The sequence below is a fragment of the Sphaerisporangium rufum genome (assembly GCF_016863395.1).
Lineage (GTDB): Bacteria > Actinomycetota > Actinomycetes > Streptosporangiales > Streptosporangiaceae > Sphaerisporangium > Sphaerisporangium rufum.
Genome location: NZ_BOOU01000097.1, coordinates 31,837 through 52,548, shown reverse-complemented (window position 1 = coordinate 52,548; position 20,712 = coordinate 31,837). Strand labels below are relative to the sequence as shown.

At 73.5% G+C, this 20,712-nt stretch carries 19 protein-coding genes; 7 read left to right on the top strand and 12 right to left on the bottom strand.

Annotation, left to right across the window (positions count from 1 at the left end; all coding sequences use genetic code 11):
- Positions 1-65 precede the first annotated feature (65 nt).
- Positions 66-812 (top strand): SRPBCC family protein, encoded by a 747-nt coding sequence (locus Sru01_RS32095; RefSeq protein ID WP_203993712.1) that lies wholly within the window; start codon positions 66-68, stop codon positions 810-812.
- A gap of 135 nt (positions 813-947) precedes the next feature.
- Here Sru01_RS32095 and Sru01_RS32090 read toward each other — a convergent pair whose 3' ends face one another.
- The gene (locus tag Sru01_RS32090) at positions 948-3,242 is read right to left on the bottom strand and encodes an ATP-binding cassette domain-containing protein (RefSeq protein ID WP_203993709.1); all 2,295 of its coding nucleotides are present in this window, start codon (positions 3,240-3,242) and stop codon (positions 948-950) included.
- A gap of 126 nt (positions 3,243-3,368) precedes the next feature.
- Positions 3,369-4,301: a dihydrodipicolinate synthase family protein gene (locus Sru01_RS32085; protein ID WP_203993705.1), complete on the bottom strand. Its 933-nt coding sequence runs from the start codon at positions 4,299-4,301 to the stop codon at positions 3,369-3,371.
- 72 nt (positions 4,302-4,373) lie between these two features.
- Between Sru01_RS32085 and Sru01_RS32080 the strand changes: the two genes are divergently transcribed.
- The 3 genes from Sru01_RS32080 (at position 4,374) to Sru01_RS32070 (ending at position 6,773) form a co-directional block, all read left to right on the top strand.
- Positions 4,374-5,315, top strand: a complete 942-nt coding sequence (locus tag Sru01_RS32080) for a LysR family transcriptional regulator (protein WP_203993702.1) — start codon at positions 4,374-4,376, stop codon at positions 5,313-5,315.
- Positions 5,316-5,580: 265 nt separating this feature from the next.
- The gene (locus Sru01_RS32075) at positions 5,581-6,135 is read left to right on the top strand and encodes a LysR substrate-binding domain-containing protein (protein ID WP_239137924.1); all 555 of its coding nucleotides are present in this window, start codon (positions 5,581-5,583) and stop codon (positions 6,133-6,135) included.
- A 92-nt stretch (positions 6,136-6,227) separates the two neighbouring features.
- The gene (locus Sru01_RS32070; RefSeq protein WP_203993699.1) at positions 6,228-6,773 is read left to right on the top strand and encodes a hypothetical protein; all 546 of its coding nucleotides are present in this window, start codon (positions 6,228-6,230) and stop codon (positions 6,771-6,773) included.
- A gap of 285 nt (positions 6,774-7,058) precedes the next feature.
- Here the strand turns inward: Sru01_RS32070 and Sru01_RS32065 are convergent, their stop codons facing one another.
- The 6 genes from Sru01_RS32065 to Sru01_RS32040 form a co-directional block, all read right to left on the bottom strand.
- On the bottom strand, positions 7,059-7,802 hold the full coding sequence (locus Sru01_RS32065; RefSeq protein ID WP_203993696.1) for an SRPBCC family protein: 744 nt from the start codon (positions 7,800-7,802) through the stop codon (positions 7,059-7,061).
- Positions 7,802-8,443, bottom strand: a complete 642-nt coding sequence (locus Sru01_RS32060; protein ID WP_203993693.1) for a winged helix-turn-helix domain-containing protein — start codon at positions 8,441-8,443, stop codon at positions 7,802-7,804. Before Sru01_RS32060 ends, Sru01_RS32065 begins: the two co-directional genes overlap by 1 nt.
- Before the next feature lie 167 nt (positions 8,444-8,610).
- Positions 8,611-10,893, bottom strand: a complete 2,283-nt coding sequence (gene secD, locus Sru01_RS32055) for a protein translocase subunit SecD (protein WP_203993691.1) — start codon at positions 10,891-10,893, stop codon at positions 8,611-8,613.
- Positions 10,894-10,930: 37 nt separating this feature from the next.
- Positions 10,931-11,296: a hypothetical protein gene (locus tag Sru01_RS32050; protein WP_203993689.1), complete on the bottom strand. Its 366-nt coding sequence runs from the start codon at positions 11,294-11,296 to the stop codon at positions 10,931-10,933.
- 173 nt (positions 11,297-11,469) lie between these two features.
- Positions 11,470-12,309, bottom strand: coding sequence for an alpha/beta fold hydrolase (locus tag Sru01_RS32045; protein ID WP_203993687.1), 840 nt, complete (start codon positions 12,307-12,309; stop codon positions 11,470-11,472).
- 172 nt (positions 12,310-12,481) lie between these two features.
- Positions 12,482-13,585, bottom strand: coding sequence for a carotenoid oxygenase family protein (locus Sru01_RS32040; RefSeq protein ID WP_203993685.1), 1,104 nt, complete (start codon positions 13,583-13,585; stop codon positions 12,482-12,484).
- Between the two features lie 74 nt (positions 13,586-13,659).
- Between Sru01_RS32040 and Sru01_RS32035 the strand changes: the two genes are divergently transcribed.
- Positions 13,660-14,361, top strand: a complete 702-nt coding sequence (locus Sru01_RS32035) for a TetR/AcrR family transcriptional regulator (protein WP_203993683.1) — start codon at positions 13,660-13,662, stop codon at positions 14,359-14,361.
- Here the strand turns inward: Sru01_RS32035 and Sru01_RS32030 are convergent.
- Positions 14,294-15,367, bottom strand: coding sequence for a sensor histidine kinase (locus Sru01_RS32030; RefSeq protein WP_203993681.1), 1,074 nt, complete (start codon positions 15,365-15,367; stop codon positions 14,294-14,296). The two genes, Sru01_RS32035 and Sru01_RS32030, sit on opposite strands and share 68 nt — an antisense overlap.
- Before the next feature lie 165 nt (positions 15,368-15,532).
- Between Sru01_RS32030 and Sru01_RS32025 the strand changes: the two genes are divergently transcribed.
- Positions 15,533-16,192, top strand: coding sequence for a response regulator (locus Sru01_RS32025; RefSeq protein ID WP_203993680.1), 660 nt, complete (start codon positions 15,533-15,535; stop codon positions 16,190-16,192).
- A gap of 10 nt (positions 16,193-16,202) precedes the next feature.
- Here the strand turns inward: Sru01_RS32025 and Sru01_RS32020 are convergent, their stop codons facing one another.
- A complete protein-coding gene (locus tag Sru01_RS32020) occupies positions 16,203-16,589 on the bottom strand; it encodes a response regulator (RefSeq protein WP_239137923.1) in 387 nt (128 codons plus the stop codon).
- A gap of 223 nt (positions 16,590-16,812) precedes the next feature.
- On the opposite strand from Sru01_RS32020, the gene Sru01_RS32015 reads away from it, so the two are divergent.
- Positions 16,813-17,592, top strand: a complete 780-nt coding sequence (locus Sru01_RS32015) for a sensor histidine kinase (RefSeq protein WP_239137922.1) — start codon at positions 16,813-16,815, stop codon at positions 17,590-17,592.
- 12 nt (positions 17,593-17,604) lie between these two features.
- Here the strand turns inward: Sru01_RS32015 and Sru01_RS32010 are convergent, their stop codons facing one another.
- Both Sru01_RS32010 and pntB read right to left on the bottom strand, forming a co-directional pair.
- Positions 17,605-19,017 carry a sensor histidine kinase gene (locus tag Sru01_RS32010; RefSeq protein WP_203993673.1) on the bottom strand — a complete coding sequence of 471 codons (1,413 nt, stop codon included), beginning with the start codon at positions 19,015-19,017 and terminating at the stop codon, positions 17,605-17,607.
- 222 nt (positions 19,018-19,239) lie between these two features.
- Complete coding sequence (gene pntB, locus Sru01_RS32005) at positions 19,240-20,709, bottom strand: Re/Si-specific NAD(P)(+) transhydrogenase subunit beta (protein ID WP_203993671.1); 1,470 nt, start codon at positions 20,707-20,709, stop codon at positions 19,240-19,242.
- Between the last annotated feature and the right edge of the window lie 3 nt (positions 20,710-20,712).

Below are 20,712 nucleotides of genomic sequence, written 5' to 3'. Positions count from 1 at the left end.
CCCGAGCATCACCGTGCGGCCGGACCACAGCGGCCCCGGCCCGACACCGGACAAGGAGCAGTGACATGCGGCACGAATTCGAGGTGCGGGAAGAGATCCCCCTCGACGCGACCCCCGAGCAGGTGTGGGAGGCCATCTCCACCGGTCCGGGCATCGACTCGTGGTTCATGGGGCGCAACGAGGTGGAGCCGCGTGAGGGCGGGATCGTCCGGCACAGCATGATGGGCCGCTCCCAGGAGAGCACCGTGACGGCCTGGGAACCGGGCAAGCGGTTCTCCTACCGCACGGGGGACAACCCCGACGGCACGTTCATGGCGTTCGACTACCTCATCGAGGGCCGCGAGGGCGGCAGCACCGTGCTGCGCCTGGTGCACAGCGGTTTCCTGGGCGAGGACTGGGAGGCGCAGTACGACGCGCTGAAGAAGGGCGACGGCATGTACCTGCACAAGCTGGCCGCCTATCTCAAGCACTTCCCCGGGCGCACCTCCACGTTCAACACGCTGGTGCCCGGCCCGCAGGTGCCCGACCACGACCGGGTGTGGACCGCCTTCAAAAGCGCCCTCGGCGTGACCGGCGAGCTCACCGCCGGCACGCCGGTGCGGCTGTCGGTGCCCGGGCTGCCCGCCGCCGAGGGGGTGGTCGAGCGCACCGACCATCCGAGCGTGCCGAGCGTGTGCACCGCCGACGCCCTGTACATGTTCATGCACGGCTACCGGGACACCGTCGTGGTCGAGCAGCACAGCTTCACCGACGTGGACGGCGCCGCGGTCGAGCAGGCCTGGAAGAACTGGCTGGCCGCCGCCTTCGTCTGACCGGGCCACCCGCCCGACCGGCCGGTGCGGGGAGGCGGCCGCCTCCCCGCACCGGCCGGTCCGGTCCATCGTCCGCCCGGCCGCCTCGCCCGTGGACGACGGGCCCGGCCGGTGCGGTGCGGCCGGGGCCGCGCCTTAAGAGCCGGCGTAGCGGCGCAGGTGGTCGGCGGTGAGCGAGGTGCCGGTGGCGACCAGCTCGGCCGGCGGGCCGGAGAAGACGACCTGGCCGCCGTCGTGACCGGCGCCGGGGCCGAGATCGATGATCCAGTCCGCGTGCGCCATCACCGCCTGGTGGTGCTCGATGACGATGACCGAGTTGCCCTCCTCGACCAGCCGGTCCAGCAGGGCGAGCAGCTGGTCGACGTCGGCCAGGTGCAGCCCGGTGGTCGGCTCGTCCAGCACGTAGGTCGTGCCGTTCTTGGCCATGTTGATGGCGAGCTTGAGCCGCTGGCGCTCCCCGCCGGACAGCGTGGTCAGCGGCTGGCCCAGGCCCAGGTAGCCCAGCCCCACCGCGGCCAGCCGGTCCAGGACGGTGCGGGCCTGCCCGGTGGTGAAGAACTCGCGCGCCTCGGCCACCGGCATGGCGAGCACCTCGCTGATGTTGCGCCCGCGCAGCGTGTACGACAGCACCTTGGGGGTGAACCGGCGGCCCTCGCACTCCTCGCAGACCGAGGCCACCTCGGCCATCATCGCCAGGTCGGTGTAGATCAGCCCGATGCCCTTGCACGCCGGGCAGGCCCCTTCGGAGTTGGCGCTGAACAGCCCGGGCTTGACCCCGTTGGCCTTGGCGAACGCCGCCCGGATCGGGTCGAGCACGCCGGTGTAGGTCGCGGGGTTGCTGCGCCGCGAACCGCGGATCGGCGACTGGTCGGCGACGACCACGCCCTCGCGGCCGGCGACGTACCCGTGGATCAGCGAGCTCTTGCCCGAGCCGGCCACCCCGGTGACCACGGTGAGCACGCCGAGCGGGATGTCGACCCGCACGTCGCGCAGGTTGTGCAGGGTGGCGCCCTCCACGGTCAGGTGGCCGCGCGGCGGCCGGACGTCCTGGCGCACGCCGACGCGGTGGCCGAGGAAGCGGCCGGTGAGCGTGCCGGAGGCGCGCAGCCCGGCCAGATCGCCGGAGTAGCACAGCCGCCCGCCCGCGGCGCCGGCGCCCGGGCCGAGGTCGACCACGTGGTCGGCGATCGCGATCGTCTCCGGCTTGTGCTCCACCACCAGCACGGTGTTGCCCTTGTCGCGCAGCCGCAGCAGCAACTCGTTCATCCGCTGCACGTCGTGCGGGTGCAGCCCGGCCGTCGGCTCGTCGAAGACGTAGGTGACGTCGGTCAGCGGGGAACCCAGGTGGCGGACCATCTTCACCCGCTGGGCCTCGCCGCCGGACAGGGTGGCCGACTCCCGGTCCAGGCTCAGGTAGCCCAGGCCGATCTCCACCATCGAGTCCAGGGTCTCGCGCAGCGTGGCCACCACCGGTGCGACCGAGGGGTCGACGACTCCGCGGGCGAACTCCGCCAGGTCGCTGATCTGCATGGCCGAGCACTCGGCGATGGTGCGGCCGGCGACGGTCGCCGCCCGGGCCGCCGGGTTGAGCCGTGCGCCCTCGCAGTCGGGGCAGCGCGACAGCTTCATCGCGCGCTCGGCGAAGGCGCGGGCCTGCGGCTGCATCGACTCTCGGTCCTTGGCCAGATACTGGCGGCGCACCTTGGTGACCAGACCCTCGTAGGTGAAGCTGTTGGACCCGATCTTCACCTTGGTGGCCGGCTTGTGCAGGAAGTCGGCCCACTGGTCCGCGGTGTAATCCTTGAGCCGGACGGCCGGGTCGTAGAACCCCGACTGCGCCATGATCTGCCAGTACCAGGTGTCCACCGCGAAGCCCGGGACCTTGATCGCCCCTTCGTTCAGCGACAGCTCGCGGTCGACCAGCTCGTCCAGGTCGATCTCGGGCACCTTCCCGAGCCCTTCGCACTGCGGGCACATGCCCTCGGCACGGTTGAAGCTGAACGCGAACGGCGGGCCGGCGTGCGGGACGCCGAGCCGGCTGAAGATGATGCGCAGCATGGTGTGGGCGTCGGTGGCGGTGCCGACCGTGGAGCGGGCGTTGCCGCCCATGCGCTCCTGGTCGACGATGATGGCCGCGCTCAGGTTGCGCAGCGCGTCGACGTCCGGCCGCGCCTGGCTCGGCATGAAGTTCTGCACGAACGCGGCGTAGGTCTCGTTGATCAGCCGGCGAGACTCGGCGGCGATGGTGTCGAAGACCAGCGAGGACTTGCCGGAGCCTGACACCCCGGTGAAGACGGTGAGCCGCCGCTTGGGGATGTCCAGCGAGACGCCGTCGAGGTTGTTCTCGCGGGCACCGCGGACCTGGATCGCGTCGTGGCCGTCGGCCGGGTGACCGCCGGCCGGGTCCGGGACGGGAGGAGTGGAGACCATGCCGTCAAGTCTGTCATTGAACTTCTCATTGAGACCTGGCGGCAGCCGAGCCGCTATCACCTGCCCGTCCATCGGGCAAACCCTCAACCAAGCAGGGAATCTGGAAGAGGGTGGGGGCGCGCGCCGTCATCGGACGCCGGCCGTCCGCGGCGTGCCCGCCCCCACCGGCTCCGGCCGGTCCAGTTCCTCGAGGCGGTGCAGCAGGGCCCGCACCGCGCCGGGTCCGGCGGGCAGCAACGGCAGCCGGACGTCCGGGGTGGGGATGCGGCCCAGCGCGTGCAGCGCGCCCTTCAGCACGACCGGGTTCGGTTCGGCGAAGACGGCCGCCGAGACCCCGGCCAGCCGGTGCCCCAGCGCCCGGGCGTCGGCCACCTCGCCACGGCCCCACGCCTCCGCCAGCTGGACGAAACGAGCGGTGGCCAGGTGCGCCGAGGCGACGATCCCGCCCGGCGCGCCGAGCGCCAGCATCGGCGAGAGCAGCATGTCGTCACCGGCCAGCACGGCGAAGCCGGGCGGCGGGCCGGCCAGCAGTTCGATGGCCGGCCCGTCCAGGACGCCGCCGGCGAACTTGACGCCGGCCACGTTGGGAAGTGCCGCCAGCTCGCGCAGCGCCGCGGCGCCGAGCGGCTGTGCGGTGCGGTGCGGGACGTGGTAGATCACCAGCGGAACCGGGCTGCGGGCGGCGAGCCGGGTGAAGTGCGCGACCACGCCGGCCTCGCCCGGCCTGCTGTAGTAGGGGACGGGCACCAGGGCGGCGGTGACCTGCGGCCGCCCGCCGAGTTCGGCCAGGGCGGCCACGGTGCCCCGGGTGTCGTTCGAGCCCGCGCCGACCACCAGGCAGGCGCCGTACTCCCGGCACGCTTCGGCGCACAGATCGGTCACCAGCGAGCGCTCGCCGCCGTCCAGGGCGGCCGCCTCTCCCGTCGTGCCCAGGGCGACGATTCCCGCCGCCCCCTGGTCCAGCACGTCGCGGGCCAGGGCCCGTAAGGCGCCGGCCGCGATGGTGCCGTCCGCGGCGAACGGCGTGATCAGCGGGACGAGGATTCCGTTCAGTGCCATGTGCTCCAGCCTGGCGCGCCCGGATCATGCACGTCCAGTTCACGTTATTGCCGCTGAGCGTAAGCTCAGCTGATGCTCGACGTGCGCCGACTGCGCCTGCTTCGCGAACTGGCCCATCGCGGGACGATCGCCGCGGTCGCCCAGGCGATGGCCTTCACCCCCTCGGCGGTCTCCCAGCAGCTCGGCGTCCTCGAACGAGAGGCCGGGGTGCCGCTGCTGGAACGCACCGGGCGGCGCGTGACGCTCACCCCCGCCGGGCTGTCGCTGGTCGGGCACGCCGAAGTGGTTCTGGACCGCCTGGAGCAGGCCGCCGCCGAGCTGGCCCGCTCGCGCCAGGGCCTGGCCGGGGCGGTGCGCATCGGCACCTTCGCGACCGCCGGTCGCACGATGCTGCCGGCGGCCCTGCTCACCCTGGCCGGGCGGCATCCCGGCCTGGAGCCGATGGTGCTGGAGATCGACCCGGCCGGGGTGGCCGGCGCGCTGCGGGCCGGCGAGCTCGACGTGGCGTTGGTCCACGACTACGACTTCGCGCCGGACCCGGCGCACCGCGGCCTGGCCACGGTGGCGCTGTGCACCGAGGCGATGTACCTGGCGGCCAGGGGGGAGCGGCCGGACGCTCCGGCCGAGCGCGGGGAGGGCGTCGACGCCTCGGCGATCTCCGCCTGCCGGGAGACGCCGTGGATCGTCGCAACCGACGGCACGCTGTGCGGCCGGATGACCGTACGCGCCTGCGCGGCCGCCGGTTTCACCCCCCGCACCAGGCACCGGATCGACGACTTCCCGACCATGCTGGCGCTGGTCGCCGCGGGGCAGGGCGTGGCACTGGTGCCGGAGCTGGCCCTGACCGGCCTGCCGGCCGGGATCATCCTGACCCGCACGCCCCTGCACCGCCGCACCACGATCGCCTGCCGGGGCGGGGCCGGCCGGCACCCGGCGGTATCGGCGATCGTCGACGCCCTGCGCTCCGCCGTCCCCGCGGGCCTTCGCACCGGCCCGGCCGCCGAGCCCGCCTGAGCGGACCCGGGCCCGGTCCGGCAGGGCATGGGCGCTGCTCGCTCGCGGTGAGGCCGAGGCGCGCAGCATCGGCAGCATCGCCTTGATGACCCGGATGACCCCGATCACGTTGGTCTCCACGACGGTTCGCACGGCCGCGGGATCAACCATGGCCGGTGTCTGCGGCGGGATCTCGCAACCACCGCTGTAACAGCTCGAACGGCGGCTCGGAGTCGTCCTGCTGCACCACACCGCTCGCGCGATCGCTCTGACCGAGGCCGGGTCGGTGCTTCTGCGGGAGGCCCGGCTCGCCCTTGAAACGGTCGAAGCCGCCGAGCGACGCACGCGCCGCGCGGCCACCGACCGGCCCGGGGTGGTGCTGGCCACCAAGGCGGGAGCGTCCAGGGAACTGCTGTCGAAGCTGCTGGCCGCCTACACCGCCGCCGCCTCCGCTGCCGCGGTCGAGGTGATGCTCTGCGGGCCCGGCGAACCGGAGGGTCTACTGCGCAGCGGGCATGCCGACGTTGCTCTGCTTCAGCGGCCCTACGACATGACGGCCGGATTCGACACCGAGGATCTGCACACCGAACGGCAGGTCGTGGTCCTGCCCGCGGGGCATCCCCTCGCCGACCGGCCCCACATGTCGAAGGCCGAGGTGTACGCCCTGACGGACCTGCCCCTAGCACGCTGGCCTCGACGGGATGGGAGTCATCCCGACGGCCCCGGCCCGCAGGTTCGCGACCATACCCAGCTGACCCAGCTGACCCAGCTGATCACGCTCGGACACGTCATCGGGCCCCCTGGCGAGCCTTCTTACGGGAGCAGATCCAGAACTGCTTGATCAAGAGAGGAGCCGCAGGCTCGGCCGACGGGTTCGGTACATCCTACAATCACTGCCTGCATGGCCGTACCTAATAGGGAACGCCGGTTGGGGTGATCGACCACACCGAGTCCGGAATCGAGCAGAGCGCGAAGTGCGATCCCCTCCGCGGTGGCTGTCAAAATCCCCACCAGATGGTCCAATGTGACCCCAGGCCGCAGTTCCAGTTTTCTGGCGCGAAGTATCTCCGCGCACACCTGTTTCCAAGGCTCCACCAGACCGAAGTAATGCTCGCGGCAGTGTGTGTGACCGGGCCGCTCGCCGCCTTCTCCATGCCCACGGCGCATGCCGATGCGGCCGGCTTCGGCACGACATTGTGCAACACCTTCTCGAACGGCCAGGTGTGCGGCACCGGTATTTCCGGGTCGCCCGCCGGTTACGACGCGGCTTACAAGAAGACCGGGGGCTCTCCGGTGAGGGTGAGGTTCTGGCTGAACTGCAAGAACGGGTTCGTGCGTTCCGACAACGGCGCCTTCACGATCACGAAGGGCCAGCGCAGGAGTTACGTCTTCTCCGTCGGCAACCAGGGGGAGTGCCGGATTCGCCTGCAGGACCTATCCCATGGTTCCAGTTTCTACAGCCCCTACGTGCGCCCCTGAAGCCGCACTTGGCAGGTGACCTGACTCACTCGCGCGATGCGTACCGCCTGTTGAGGGACGGATCCAACGACACCTGCCGGGGCGGTGTCGGCGATCGTCGCGCCCTGCGCTCCGCCGTCTCCGCAGGCCTTCGCACCGGCTCACCGGCCGGGCCGGGCTGAGCGGGCCGGTCCCGGGCGTCCCGGGGCCGGTGCCGCCGGCGGGGCCTTGCGCCGGGAAGTCCCGCCCCGCCGGCGGGCGGCTCCGCCGGGCCGGCCGGTGCGGGCCGGCCCGGACGCCGTCGAGTCAGCAGAAGATCTTCGCCAGCCAGTCGTTCCACGCCTGTTCGAGCTCGGCCGGGTCGGCCCGGCCGGCATGGTCGAACACGTGGTGGCCGATGACCAGGGTGTCGTGCATGCCACGGATGAACCGGTAGAGCGCGTCCTCGGTCCGCACGCCGAGGAAGTCGGGCCGGGCGTAGTCGACCACGCCGTCGATCGGGTCCAGGCCCTCGGGGGTCAGCCGTACCCGGTCGCCGGGGGACAGCGGGCCGGTGATGCCGAGCCCGCGCTCCAGCACCGGCCAGACCGGCACGCCGCCCTCCTCCGCAGGACGCGCGCCGAAGATCACGGCGGCCCGCCGGCCGGTGAAGTGCGTCAGGTACTGCTCCAGGGTGTGCAGGTAAAGGTCCCAGCCGCGGTTGAGCGCGTCGTACTCGGTGTCCCAGTCGTCGCCGAGGACGCCGCTCTGCACCATCCGCAGCACCGTGCTGCCCCGCTCGCGGCCCTCGACGATGAACTCGCAGGCCATGAACGCGCCGTCGGCACCGCCGCGGAAGGCGAACCGCCGTGGCGGTTCCCAGGCCGTGACGACGCCCTCCTCGGCGTGGCCGCCGACGTGCTGCCGGGTGACGCCGCCCGGCCGGGGTTCGACCTCGTTGCGGCCCATGAACCACGCGTCCTGCCCGGGCCCGGTGGCGATCGCCTCCCAGACCTGCTCGGGGGTGGCCTCCAGGGTGATCTGCTTTCGCAGGTCGAACTCGTGCGCCATCAGTGCGGCTCCTCGGTCGCGCGGCCGGGCCCGCCGGCACCGGCTCTGGTGATCTCATGGGATGGGGTGGCGCAGGGGTGCAGTGCGACGATCACTCGATGGTCGCGCCCGCCTTCCGCCGTCTCGTCGTGGTAGCGGCCGGCCAGGGCGGTGAAGGCCGCGGCCAGGTCCTCGGCGAACGCCGCCCGGTCGGCCGCCGAGGCGAACCGGACCCGCCCGTCGATCGCGAACGTGGCGACCTTGCGGCGCGCCCTGGCCGCGCCGGCCACCAGCTCGCCCACGTCGCGCACCAGCCGGGTGGCCAGCGCCAGCAACCACCGGGCCGACACCCGGTCGGGCGCGTGGTCGGGGTCGGGGGCCACCGCGGCGAGCACGGAGGGCGAGATGACGTAGGAGACCGCCGTAGCCCGCATCACCCGCTCGGTGACGTTGCCCTTGCGGCGTTCCTCGACCAACTCGACCAGGCCGTGCCGCTCCAGCGCCTTGAGGTGGTAGTTGACCTTCTGCCGCGGCAGGCCCACCCGGGCGGCGAGCGCGGTCGCCGAGGCGGGCGCGGCCAGCTCGGCCAGCAGCCGGGCCCGCACCGGGTCCAGCGAGACCTCGGCCGCCGCCGGGTCGTCGATCACCGCCACTTCGAACATGGCTCAACCTTCTCACCGAACATTTTCATTGTCAAGACTATGAACATTGTCGGTGGATTCGGTGCAGCGCCATGCGCGGACCGCGGCGCCGCGGTCGTCCGGCCATCCAGTCCGTCGAGCGTTCCGGCGGCCGCCCCGGCCGGTGCACGGCCGGGGCGGCCGCCGTGCTACACCACCGCGCCGCTGCCCTGCCGGGCGTGCTCGCGCGGCGCTCTCGGCCGCGGCGGCGGCTGCCCGCTGAGGCGTTCGAACTCGATCGCCAGCGGCCCCGCCACGAACGACGAGGACGCGGTGCCGACCACGATGCCGGTGATGAGCGCGATGGCGAAGTCGCGCAGGCTGTCACCCCCGAATACCGCCAGCGCGATGAGGATGAACAGGGCACCGAGCCCGGTGTTGACCGTTCGGGGCACGGTCTGCAGGATCGCCGCGTTGACGATGTTGGCGAAGCGTGCCTGCCGCCGCGCCTGCCACAGCTCGCGTACCCGGTCGAAGACCACCACCTTGTCGTTGATCGAGTACCCGATGATGGTCAGCATGGCCGCCAGGAACACCCCGTCCACCGGCTTGCCCAGCCAGGCGAACAGGCCGAGCACGGCGGCGGCGTCCACCACCAGGGCCAGCACCGCCGCGGCGCCGAAGGTCCAGCGGAACCTGGCCGCCAGGTAGGCCAGCTGTGCCGCCAGCGCCACGGCCAGGGCGATCATCGCGTTGCGGCGCAGTTCCTCGCCCAGGCTGGGGCCGACGAGTTCGTCGCGCTGCTTGGTCACCTCGCCGAGCCGGGCGTCGAGCCGCTGCTCGATGGCGGCGACCTGCTCGGCGCCGATCTGCCCGGCCCGCACCGACACGGTGTTGCCCGAGGCCTGCACGGTGGCCGCCGGGTGCCCGGCCTCGGTCACCGCCTGCCGCGCCGTGTCGGCGTCCACCGGCTGCGCGGCGGTGAATTCGACCATCCGCCCGCCGGTGAACTCGACGCCGAAGTTCAGCCCGCGCAGGACCGGTGCGGCGATGGCGGCGGTGACCAGGAGTGCGGCGACGGCCAGCCATCGCCGGCGGCGGGCCATGAGCCGGGGGTCGCGCCGGGTGATCCACGTCCTGATCCGGCCGGGGGTCGCCAGCCCGGATCGCCCGGGCGGCCCGGACGACCGGGTGCCCGTCCTGCCGGTGATGAACGTGTCGACCAGGACGCGGGTGATGAGCATGGCCGACACGAGCGAGGCGAGGACGCCGATGGCCAGGGTCACCCCGAACCCGCGCACCGGTCCGGAGGCCAGCCAGAACAGCAGGCCGGCGGCCAGCAGCGTGGTGATGTTGGAATCGGCGATCGCGCTCCAGGCGCCGGCGAAGCCGCGGTCGAGAGCACCGCGCAGCCCGCGGCGCGGCGTGCGGCCGTACTCCTCGCGGGCCCGCTCGAAGACCAGCACGTTGGCGTCCACCGCCATGCCGATGGCCAGGACGAACCCGGCCAGGCCCGGCAGCGTGAGGGTCGCGCCGAGGGCGAGCAGGGCGGCGTAGGAGATGAGCCCGTAGGCCGCCAGCGCGACGGCGGCCAGCAGCCCTGACAACCGGTAGGCGACGATGATGAACAGCGCGGTGACCAGCACACCGGCCACGCCCGCCTTGGCGCTGGCGTCGATGGCCTGCGCGCCGAGGGTCGGGCCGACGGTGCGCTGCTCTATCAGCGAGAGCGGGACGGGCAGCGCGCCGCCCTTGATCAGCACGGCCAGGTCCTGGGCCTGCCGGTGGGTGAAGGAACCGGTGATCTGCGGGGAGCCGCCGGAAATGCCGGCCCGGCAGGCCACGCTCGTCTCGACCTGGGGCGAGGAGATGATCTCGTCGTCCAGGACGATGGCGATCCGCCGCCGGGGGTCGCCGGGACCGTGGCAGGCGGCCTCGCCGGTCAGCCGCCGCCAGGCGTCGGCGTCGCGGAAATCGATGGTGACGGACCAGCCCACCCCCAGTTGCGGATCGCTGACCGCGGCGGCGTCGCGCACCCCGTCACCGGCGATCGTCGCCGGCCCGAGCCGCAGCCGGCCCCCCGACTCGTCGGCCAGCACCTGTCCGGAGGTACCGGTCGCGGGATCGGAAGTGGGGCCGGCGGCGGCCAGCACCGGGTGGAAGGTGAGCTGGGCGGTCTTGCCAATGACCGCGGCGGCCTGGCGCGGGTCGAGCACGCCGGGCAACTCGACGATGATCCGGCGCTGGCCGGAGCGGAGCAGGGTGGGGTCGACGACGCCGAGCGCGTCGGCACGCCGGCGCAGCACGTCCAGCGCGCGGTCGGTGGCCTCGGCGTCGGCGATTGCTGTGGTCGAGTCGCGGGTTTCGAAGACGAGCTGGGTGCCGCCACGCAGGTCCAGGCCCAGGCGTGGTGACATGGTCACGGTGAGCAGTAACGCGGTGGCGACGATGACGCACGCCGCCACCGCGCGCCAGAACGGCGCACGGGACATGAAAGCCTCCACGGGCTGTCGCAGAAGAAAAGGGACGTCAGCGCGTCGTGGAGGGTGGCGCTCGTGCCGGGGCCGGGCGGGCGGCCGGGCACGGTCTGCGGGCGCACGGCCCGGAGGTGATCGTGAAGGACCGGCCCGCGTGCGGAGCGGGCCCGGTGGCGGCCGGCGGGACGGCCGGCCACGTCGGGATCGCGGTCGCCCCGGCGGCGGAGTGCAGCCGCGGCAGGATCGCGTCGTGGCCGGCGTGTGCGGCGGGGCCGCCCCACGCGCCGGCCGGCGCGGCGGCGCCGGACTCGGCGATGACGGCCGGTGCCGGCCGGGCCGGATGGCCGCCGCCGGGCACGGGACCCGGCAGGAGGATCGAAAGCAGCAGGACCAGGACGGCGGGCAGCCTGCTGCGCACGTCTCCTCCTGGCCGGCGGTGGTCGGGTATCGCCCGCCACCGTACCCCCGCCGCCGCCTCGGTGCGCGGGATCGCTACGGCGACCGGAAGGCGGGCGGACCGTCCGCCACCGAGGTCGCCGGTGAACGGGCGGCCGGTGGCATCGGCCGCCTCACGGCCGCCTCACGGCCACCTCACGGCCGGCCGCGGAGGAAGTCGCGCAGGTGGGCGGTGAGGACGGCGGGCTGGTCCTCAGGGATCAAGGTGTAGCTGTCGGCGATCTCGACGAGCCTGGCCTGCGGCAGCAGCTCGGCAAGCCGGTGGGCGTGATCTGGCGGCATCACCCGGTCCTCGGCCGCCCACGCGACCAGGGCGGGGCGGTCGAAGGTGCGAAGCGCCTCCGACCAGGCGAGCAGTACGGGCTTCGGTGGGGTGCTGAGGACGTACTTCCGCAGGTCGCGGCGGATCTCGGCGGAGGTGAGCACGGGGTGGAACCAGGCGTCCATGATCTCGGCGGGCACCGGCCGCCTGCTCATCCAGCCCCAGGTCATCGGGAGCCTGCGCATGGGCTTCACGCGGAGCAGGTTGAAGGCCAGGGCCAGGCCGCCGGGCAGCCTGGCCGAGGCGACCAGGTTACGGCCGGGCAGGCCGGGCGGGTAGTTGTCGAACGCCTCGCAGGAGGTCAGGACGAGCCGGCCGACGCGGTCCGCGCGGCCGTCGGCGACCAGGCTCTGCGCCCCGCCCCAGTCGTTGAGCACCAGCGTGACGTCGTCCAGGTCGAGCCGTTCGAGCAGCTCGGCCACCAGCCGGGCGACGCCGAGGATGGACAGGTCGGCGTCCGGGCGCATCGGACGCCGGTGCCCGCCGAGCGGGAGGGTGGGGACGACGCAGCGGTGGTCCTCCCGGAGCCCGGCGACGACGTGCCGCCACAGCGAACCGTTCATCGCGACGCCGTGCAGGAGCACGACCACCGGGCCGGTGCCGCCGGTGTCCTGGTAGTCGATGGTTCCCGCCGACAGTTCCAGCTCGGGCATGGCGGCCCCCCTTGACGTTCGTGACGCCGGCCGTGCCGGCCGGTTGGTGCTCGGGTGCCGAAGCGAGGTCCGGCACCCGAGCACCGTAGCCCACCTGATCAACGGTCCGTCCGGCGGCCGCCGTGGCGGGCGCGCGGGCGTCTCGCGACCGGGCGCGCGGCCGGCCGCCACATCATCGTTCAGCGCCGGCCTGCCACGCGGTCCAGGTGTCGAGGCCGGCGGCCGGCGGCGGGCCCGGCAGGTGGACGACGGCCTCGGGGCGCCCGGCCAGGCGGTAGGCGTCCAGCACCAGCAGCGCGGCGCGGCGCTCGGCGGCGTCGTGCACCATCACCACCACCCAGCCGTCCCCCTCGGCGGGACCGCGCGGGACGAAGACCGGCCGCCCGGCCAGCCGGCCGGGCCCGAGGTCGCGTACCTGGACGGTGCCGGCGGCCCGGTCGTGTCCGATCAGGGCCCCGCCGCCGGGGGCGGTGCCGAGCACCAGCTGGTGGCGGCGCCCGGCCAGCCGGGGGTCGATGACCGCCGTGGCGGTGGCCGGGCCGCCGCCCTGCTCGCGGACGTCCCCGGTGCGCGGGTCCAGGGTCCAGCGATGCACGGCGGGGGCGCCGCAGGGGGTGCCGGCGGCGGTGCGGCCGTGCCGCACCGCCTCGACCACCACCCGCCCGCCGTCGTCGAAGGCGTTGACCACCTCGCCCAGCGAGCAGGGCGCGATCGGGAACCAGCGCGGGTCCCGCCCTTCGCCGTGCCGGGGGAGCAGGCCGACGCGGGCGGGGCGGCCGGCCGCCCATCGGTAGGGGAGGGGGTCGCCGAGCAGGGCCGCGGCCGGCCGGTGGGTCAGCGGCAGGTCGAAGAGCACGACGAACCGCCCGGTCAGACCGGCGGCCGGCATCAGCGGAGCGCCGTGGAGATCGACGGGCCGGGCCGCACGCGGCGTCCCGTCCGGCCCGAGGATCAGGTGCTCGGCGAGATCGAGGCCCGGATGGGTGACCACGGTGTGCCACTCGCCGGTGGCCGGGTCGCGGACCGGCGGCGCCGCGCTCGCCGGCCGGGCGGGCACGGCGGGCCTCGGCGCCGCGCCACCAGGGGCACGGTAGGGGTGGGCGGCGCCGCCGGCGAAGCGCACTCCGCACAGCAGGTCCGCGCCGCGCCGGGCGGGGTGCGGCACCGCCTGCAGGAACACCCCGGACAGGGCGGGCGGCAGGGTGCCGTCGACGGCCAGCGGCACCCGCGGGCCGCCGGGGGCGGTGGAAGGGGCGGTGTGCTGGGTGACGGCCATGGCGGCACCTCCGGCGCGGCGTTCATAACGGCGTTATGAAATACAACATAACGCCGTTATGTCATACTGTCAAGATGAGTCCACGCCGATCGAATCCGCAGGCCAGGTCCACCCTGGTGGACATCGCGGCCCGGCTGCTCGCCGACGAGGGCCCGGCGGCGCTGTCGGCCCGGCGCATCGCCGCCGAGGCGGGCACCTCGACCATGGCCGTCTACACCAACTTCGGCGGCATGAGCGGGCTGGTGCGGCAGATGGTGTACGAGGGGTTCGCCCGCCTGGAGGCCTACTTCGCGCGGGTGGAGCAGACCGCGGACCCGGTCGCCGACATGGCGCTGTTCGGCCGGGCCTACCGCCACAACGCGGTGACCAATCCCCATCTGTACGCCGTGATGTTCGGCGGGGCGTCGCTGGGCGGCTTCTCGCTCACCGCCGAGGACCGCCAGTACGGCCGGTTCACGCTGAGCACGGTGGTGCAGTGCGCTGCCCGCTGCATCGCCGCCGGGCGGTTTCGCACCGGCGACCCCGAGCTGGTCGCCCACCAGCTGTGGACCGCCATCCACGGGCTGGTCACCCTGGAGCTCGGCGACTACCTGATCGAGCCGTGCGACGCGCCCCGGGTGTTCGAGGCGCAGCTGACCGGCCTGATGGTCGGGGTGGGGGACCTGCTGGAACCGGCGACCCGGTCGGTGCGCGCGTCCGAGGCGCGGCTCAGCGATCTGGCCGACCCCGGGGACCCCGCGCACGCCGTGGGCCCGCCGGCCGTGCCGGAGAGCTGACCGCCGCGGCGTCCCGCGCGGGCAGTTCGGCCACCAGGGTGGTACCGCCGCCCGGCGGGCTGCAGACCCGCAGCTCGCCACCGAGGGCCTCCACCCGGTCCCGCAGGGCGACCAGGCCGGCCCCTCTGGTGTGGCCGTGGCCGGCACCGTCGTCGTGCACCGTGACCCGCACCCGGTCACCGGCCAGCCGCACGCCGACCTCGGCGGCCGAGGCGCCGGCGTCCCCGGCGGCGTCGGCCAGCGCCTCGGCGACGACGTGGTAGACCGCCACCGCGGCGCGTTCCGGCAGCGGCCGCGCGTCCAGCCCGTCGAGCGGGGCGAGCCGGACCGGGATCGGGCAGCGCCGGGCCACCGTCTTCAGGGCCGGTGCCAGGCCGCTCACCGACAGGACCGCCGGGTGCAGGCCGCGGGAGATCTCCCGCAGTTCTTCGGCCACCTCGGCCAGGCCCCGCGCCGCACGCTCCAGGCACTCGCGTAGCTCCGGCGTCTGCGGGGGCACCTCCAGCGCGGCCCGCCGCAGGTCCAGGCCGAGGGCGATGAGCCGTTGCTGAGGACCGTCGTGCAGGTCGCGCTCGATACGGCGCCGGGTGTCGTCGGTGGAGGCGACGATGCGGGCCCGGGACGCGGCCAGGCCGGCCCGTTCGGCGGCCGCGCGGGCACGGGCGTGCCCGGCGAGCGAGCCGGTCAGCACGGCGACCAGGACGAACACCGGGAGGATCACCCACTCGGCCGGGCCGCCGGCCGGGTACAGGAACAGCGCGCCGAAGATCAGGGCGCTGGCCAGGGCCATGGCGGTCGCCGCCGCGGTGCCCCAGCCGACCGCCATGAGCAGCACCCCGGCCAGATAGATGATCGCCGGCGCGGAGGCCGGTGCGACCCGCCCGAAGACCACGATGGCGTGAACGATCGCGGTCTCCGCCGCCAGGCAGGCCAGCGCGACCACGATCCCCGACGCGGCCGAGGGCCGCTCCGCGCGCAGGACTGCTCCCAGCGGGCTTCCGGACATTCCGTCAGTGTACTGACGGTTTTATTGCGTTATCGATCGATAAGAACGTTTATATAGCTTGTTGGGGCGCTATTGGGCTTTTGTTGGCAAATCAGAAGGTTCTGTCGGCATACGCTTGACGCGTGCGGTACATACCGCGCCATCATCACTCGGAGACGAGGGGCATTGGACACGGCGACCACCCGGATCGCTCTGGCGGACGACGACGTCCTGCTGCGCGAAGGCATCGCAAGCCTGCTGCGCGGGACGGGATATGAGGTCGTCTGCCAGGCCGGTGACGGCGAGGAGCTGTTGCGGCTGGTGCCCGAGCTCGAACCGGACATCGTGATCACCGATATCCGCATGCCGCCCACCTTCACCACCGAGGGGCTCGAGGTCGCCCGGACCATCCGCGAGAAGTTCCCGAAGATCGGCATCCTGCTGCTGTCGGCGCACGTGGAGGTCGACCACGCGATGGAGGTGCTGGCCACCGGGCACGCGGTCGGCTACGTCCTGAAGAGCCAGGTGATCAGCGTCGACCAGTTCCTGGAGACGGTCCAGCGCCTCGTCGCGGGCGGATCCATCGTCGATCCCGCCCTGGTCGGCGAGCTGTTCGCCGCGCGGCGCAAGGGGGACCCGCTGGAGCAGCTCACCCCGCGCGAGCGCGAGGTGCTGGCGCTGATGGCCGAGGGACGTTCCAACGCGGGCATCGCCCACCAGCTGTGGATCACCGAGGGCACCGTGGAGAAACACGTGCGCAGCATCATGTGCCGGATGCGGCTGCCGGAGACCGAGGACGACCACCGTAGGGTCCTCGCCGTCCTGGCGTTCCTCGACGCCCGCTGATCCGGCCGGCTCAGGGCCGCGCGCCCGCCCCGGGCCGGGCCGCCGCCACCGCCCGGCGGATCGCCCCGCCCGACACTTCCGACTTCGGAAGGAAGGCCACCGCACGGCTGCCGACGATGGCGTCGTGGAAGTCGTCCTCGCTGTAGGTCGAGGTGAGGATGACCAGGGGCCGGTCCCCGGACGGGCCGGCCAGACGGCCCGCCACCTCCAGCCCTGACTCGGCGCCGAGGTTGACGTCCACCAGGACCACGTCCGGCCGGGCCTCCGCCGACCGCCGCACCGCCTCGGCGCCGCAGGAGGCCACCCCCACGACGGTGATCTGCTCGCGTTCGAGCAGGTCACGGGCGGCCGCGAGGAACAGGTCGCAGTCGTCCACCAGCAAGCACCGCAAAGACACCCTCCCAGCATCACAGCCACGGGTCCTTGGCGGCATTCCGGCTAGCGGGCATATCCGGGGTGCCGCTGCCCTCACCCCCGGTTGGAGGCTGACCGCGATGACCGGCGCCTCCGGGTCGGGCATCGTCGGACCCGTAGCTTTCTTCGCCGGAGAGGAAGGCCGACCGGCCGGGCCGTCACCGCCACGGTCTTCCCCGATCCTCCAGAGGACAGAGGTACGAGCCATGTGTCAGCCCAACATCACAGCCGAGCGCGCGGCCGCCCGCCAGGGCGGGCCGGCGCACAGCGTCGGGCTGGAGTGCCTGTTCGACCAGCAGCGGCAGTTCATCGCCGACGCGTCCCATGAGCTCTTCACTCCTGTCGCGGGCCTGCGCGCCCAGCTGGAGGAGGCGCAGCTGCACCCCGACCAGACCGACCTGGTCAGCCTGCTGGACGACGCGCTGCGGGACGTGAGCCGGTTGCAGTCGATCGTCACCGACCTGCTGCTGCTCGCCCGGCTGCGGGCCGGCACCCAGGTGGCCGCCGAACCGGTGGATCTGGGGGAACTGGTGCAGTCCCGGCTGTGCGCGCGCGGCGACCGGCACCGCGTCCAGTTGCGGCTGGACCCGGACGTGTGGGTGCAGGGGCAGCGCCCCCAGCTGGAACGCCTGCTCGACGGGCTCCTTGACAACGCCCAGCGGCACGCCGAGCACACGGTGCGCCTCGAGGTCCGCCGCCAGGGCCCCGCCGCCGAGCTGGTGGTGGCCAACGACGGCGAGGCGATCGCCCTGGCCGACCGTGAGCGGATCTTCGAGCCGTTCACCCGGCTCGACACCGCGCGCAGCCGCGACCGCGGGGGCACCGGGCTGGGCCTGGCCATCGCCCGCGACATCGCCCAGGCCCACCACGGCACCCTCGGCGTCGAGGACCGTCCGGTGGCGCCCACCGCGTTCGTGCTGCGCCTCCCTTTCTCGGCGGAGGCCGCCGGCCAGGAACCGGCCGCGGTGCTCGCCGCCGGCCGGTGACCGCGGGCCCGGTCAGTGCCCGGCGGGCGGGCCGTCCGGCTTCCAGATCGGGCACTCGGCGGCCATGATCACACCGGCCAGCGGCAGCCGCACCTCGAACCTGGCGCCGCCCTCGGACCCCTCCACCACCCGCACCGAGCCGGAGTGCGCGCGCACCACGTCCTCCGTGATCGCCAACCCGAGCCCGGTGCCGCCGCGGTCGCGGCTGCGCGCCGTGTCGAGCCGGGTGAACCGCTCGAATATCCGCTCCCGGTCGGCCGGCGGAATGCCGTCCCCGTCGTCGGTCACCGCGAGCAGGGCCTGGTCGCCGTCCCGGCACACTTCGACCTGCACCAGGCCGCGGGCGTGCCGCTGCGCGTTGTCCAGAAGGTTCGCCAGGACCCTCGACAGCTGGCTGCCCACCGCGTCCACCGTCGCGCCCGGCTCCAGCAGGGTGCGGATCGGGATGCGATCGACCCGGCGGCCTACCTCCTCGCGCACCAGTCCGGCCAGGTCGACCCGGTCCATCCGCCCGGCGCGCCCGGCCTCGAACCCGGCCAGGTAGAGCAGGTCGGAGACGATCTGCTGCAGCCGGTCCACATCACCGAGCGCCTGCTTGAGCACCGTCTGGGTCTGGGACTCCTCCGGATGCATCAGCGCCTCCTCCAGCTCCAGGCGCAGCCCGGCCAGCGGAGTCCGCAGCTCGTGGGAGGCGTCCACCGCGAACTGGCGCTGGACGCGCACCGAGTGTTCCAGCCGGTCCAGCGTGCGGTTGACGGTGCGCGCCAGCCGGGCCACCTCGTCGGCGCCCTCCGGTTCGGGCACCCGGCCGTGCAGATCCCGGAAGGTGATCTCCGCCAGCTGGGTGCGGATGACCTCCACCGGGCGCAGCGTCCGGCCGGCGATCCGCCAGGTCGCCCAGCCGGCCAGCGCCGCCAGGGCCACCGACTGCGCGATGATCACCGGCGTGATCAGGCCGGTGGACAGCGGAGTGGTCACCTGCCGGGCGGCGTACACGACCGGCGAGTCGGGCTGGCCGGTCACCCGGGCCGCCGACAGCCGCAGGCACCCGGCGCCGGCCGGGCATGTCTCCACGTTCTGGACGGGATCGTCGCGCTCGGGCCAGACCGTACCGAGCGCCGGCCGCCCCCTGGCCGCCGGCGACGCGGCCAGCACCCGCCCGTCCGGCGCGACCACCTGGATCAGCTCGACGCCCGGGACCGGCTTGATGGCCGGGGGGACCCGGCCGGTGGTCCGGACCGCGGCGGCCACCGCCGTGGCCTCGGTCCGCATGTCCCGCCAGACCGACTCGGTGACGACCTGGCGCAGCACCGCGCTGAGCGCGAGCGCCATGGGCACCAGAACGGCCACCGTGACCGCCACGGTGAGCAGGGTGATCCGGCCGCGGATGGACTCTGGGCGCAGCCGAAACGGCAGATGCCCCATATCCCCGAGGCTACGTGCGAGGCCAGGCGGCCAGGCAAAACATCGACCCTGGCCAGCGGAAAACCTTGTTCAACCCCCGGGAGCGCAGGTATGGGGCTGCCCGCGGCCAGGAATGTTCTCCACCATGACGCCACCGCCCGCCCACCCCCGGTCCCGGACGCCGCCCGGTGCTCCGGATCGGCGCGACCCGCCCCTCGGCCGGCGCCGCCTCGCCGAGGCCGGTCAGGTCGCCCGGGGGGAGATCAGCTCGGGGGCGGTGCCGGCCGCGGGGCCGGTGGCCAGGCCGCCGAGCGCGCCGAGGATGGCCTCCACGCTCTGCCTGGCGTCCCCGAACAACATCCGGGTGTTCTCTCGGAAGAACAGGGGATTCTGCACGCCCGCGTAGCCGGAGGCCATGGAGCGCTTGAAGACGATCACCTGCTCGGCCTCCCACACGCGCAGCACGGGCATCCCGGCGATCGGGCTGGCCGGATCCTCCTCCGCCGCCGGATTGACGGTGTCGTTGGCGCCGATGACCAGCACCACGCCGGTGGCGGGGAAGTCGTCGTTGATCTCGTCCATCTCCAGCACCACGTCGTAGGGCACCCGGGCCTCGGCCAGCAGCACGTTCATGTGGCCGGGCAGCCGGCCGGCCACCGGGTGCACGCCGAACCGCACCCGCACGCCCCGGTCCCGCAGCCGGCGGGTGAGCTCGGCGACCGGGTGCTGCGCCTGCGCCACCGCCATCCCGTACCCGGGTGTGATGATCACCGATGAGGTGCCGGCCAGCAGTTCGGCGGCCTCCTCCGGGCTGGTCTCGGTGTACTCGCCGGTCTCACCACCCGCGGCGGCGGCCGCCTCGATGCCGAACCCGCCGGCGATCACCGACAGGAACGAGCGGTTCATCGCCCGGCACATGATGTAGGAGAGGTACGCGCCGGAGGAGCCGACCAGCGCGCCGGTGACGATGAGCAGGTTGCTGTCGAGCAGGAAGCCCGCGGCGGCGGCCGCCCAGCCGGAGTAGCTGTTCAGCATCGACACCACCACCGGCATGTCGCCACCGCCGATCGAGATGACCAGGTGCCAGCCCAGCGCCAGGGCCAGGACGGTCACCACGATCATCAACCCCAGGCCCGGGCGGGCCGCGAACCACACCGTCAGCGCGGCGAACGCCACCAGCGCGCCCACGTTGAGCACGTTCTTGCCCGGCAGCGTGAGCGGGCGGGACTTGATGCGGGCCGACAGCTTCAGGAAGGCGACCACCGAGCCGGTGAAGGTGACCGCGCCGATGAAGATGCCGATGAAGACCTCCACGTGGTGGATGGCCAGCAGGTCCGCCTCGACCAGCGCCTGCCCGGGGCCGGCCGCCTCGACCTCGACATAGCTGTTCCAGCCGACCAGGACCGCCGCCAGGCCGACGAAGCTGTGCAGGATCGCGATGAGTTCCGGCATGCCGGTCATCGCCACGACCCGGGCCCGCCACAGGCCCACCGCGGCGCCGATCACCATGGCGGCGGCCAGCAGGGCGATGCCCCAGCCGGACATGTCCGCGGCGGTGAAGGCCACGGTGGCCACCAGCGCGATGGCCATGCCGACCGCGCCGAAGACGACCCCGGCGCGGGAGGTGCGGTGCTGGGAGAGCCCGGCCAGGCTCAGGATGAACAGCAGGGCCGCGACGAGGTCGGCGGCCTGCGTTCCGGTGCTCGCGTCCAATGC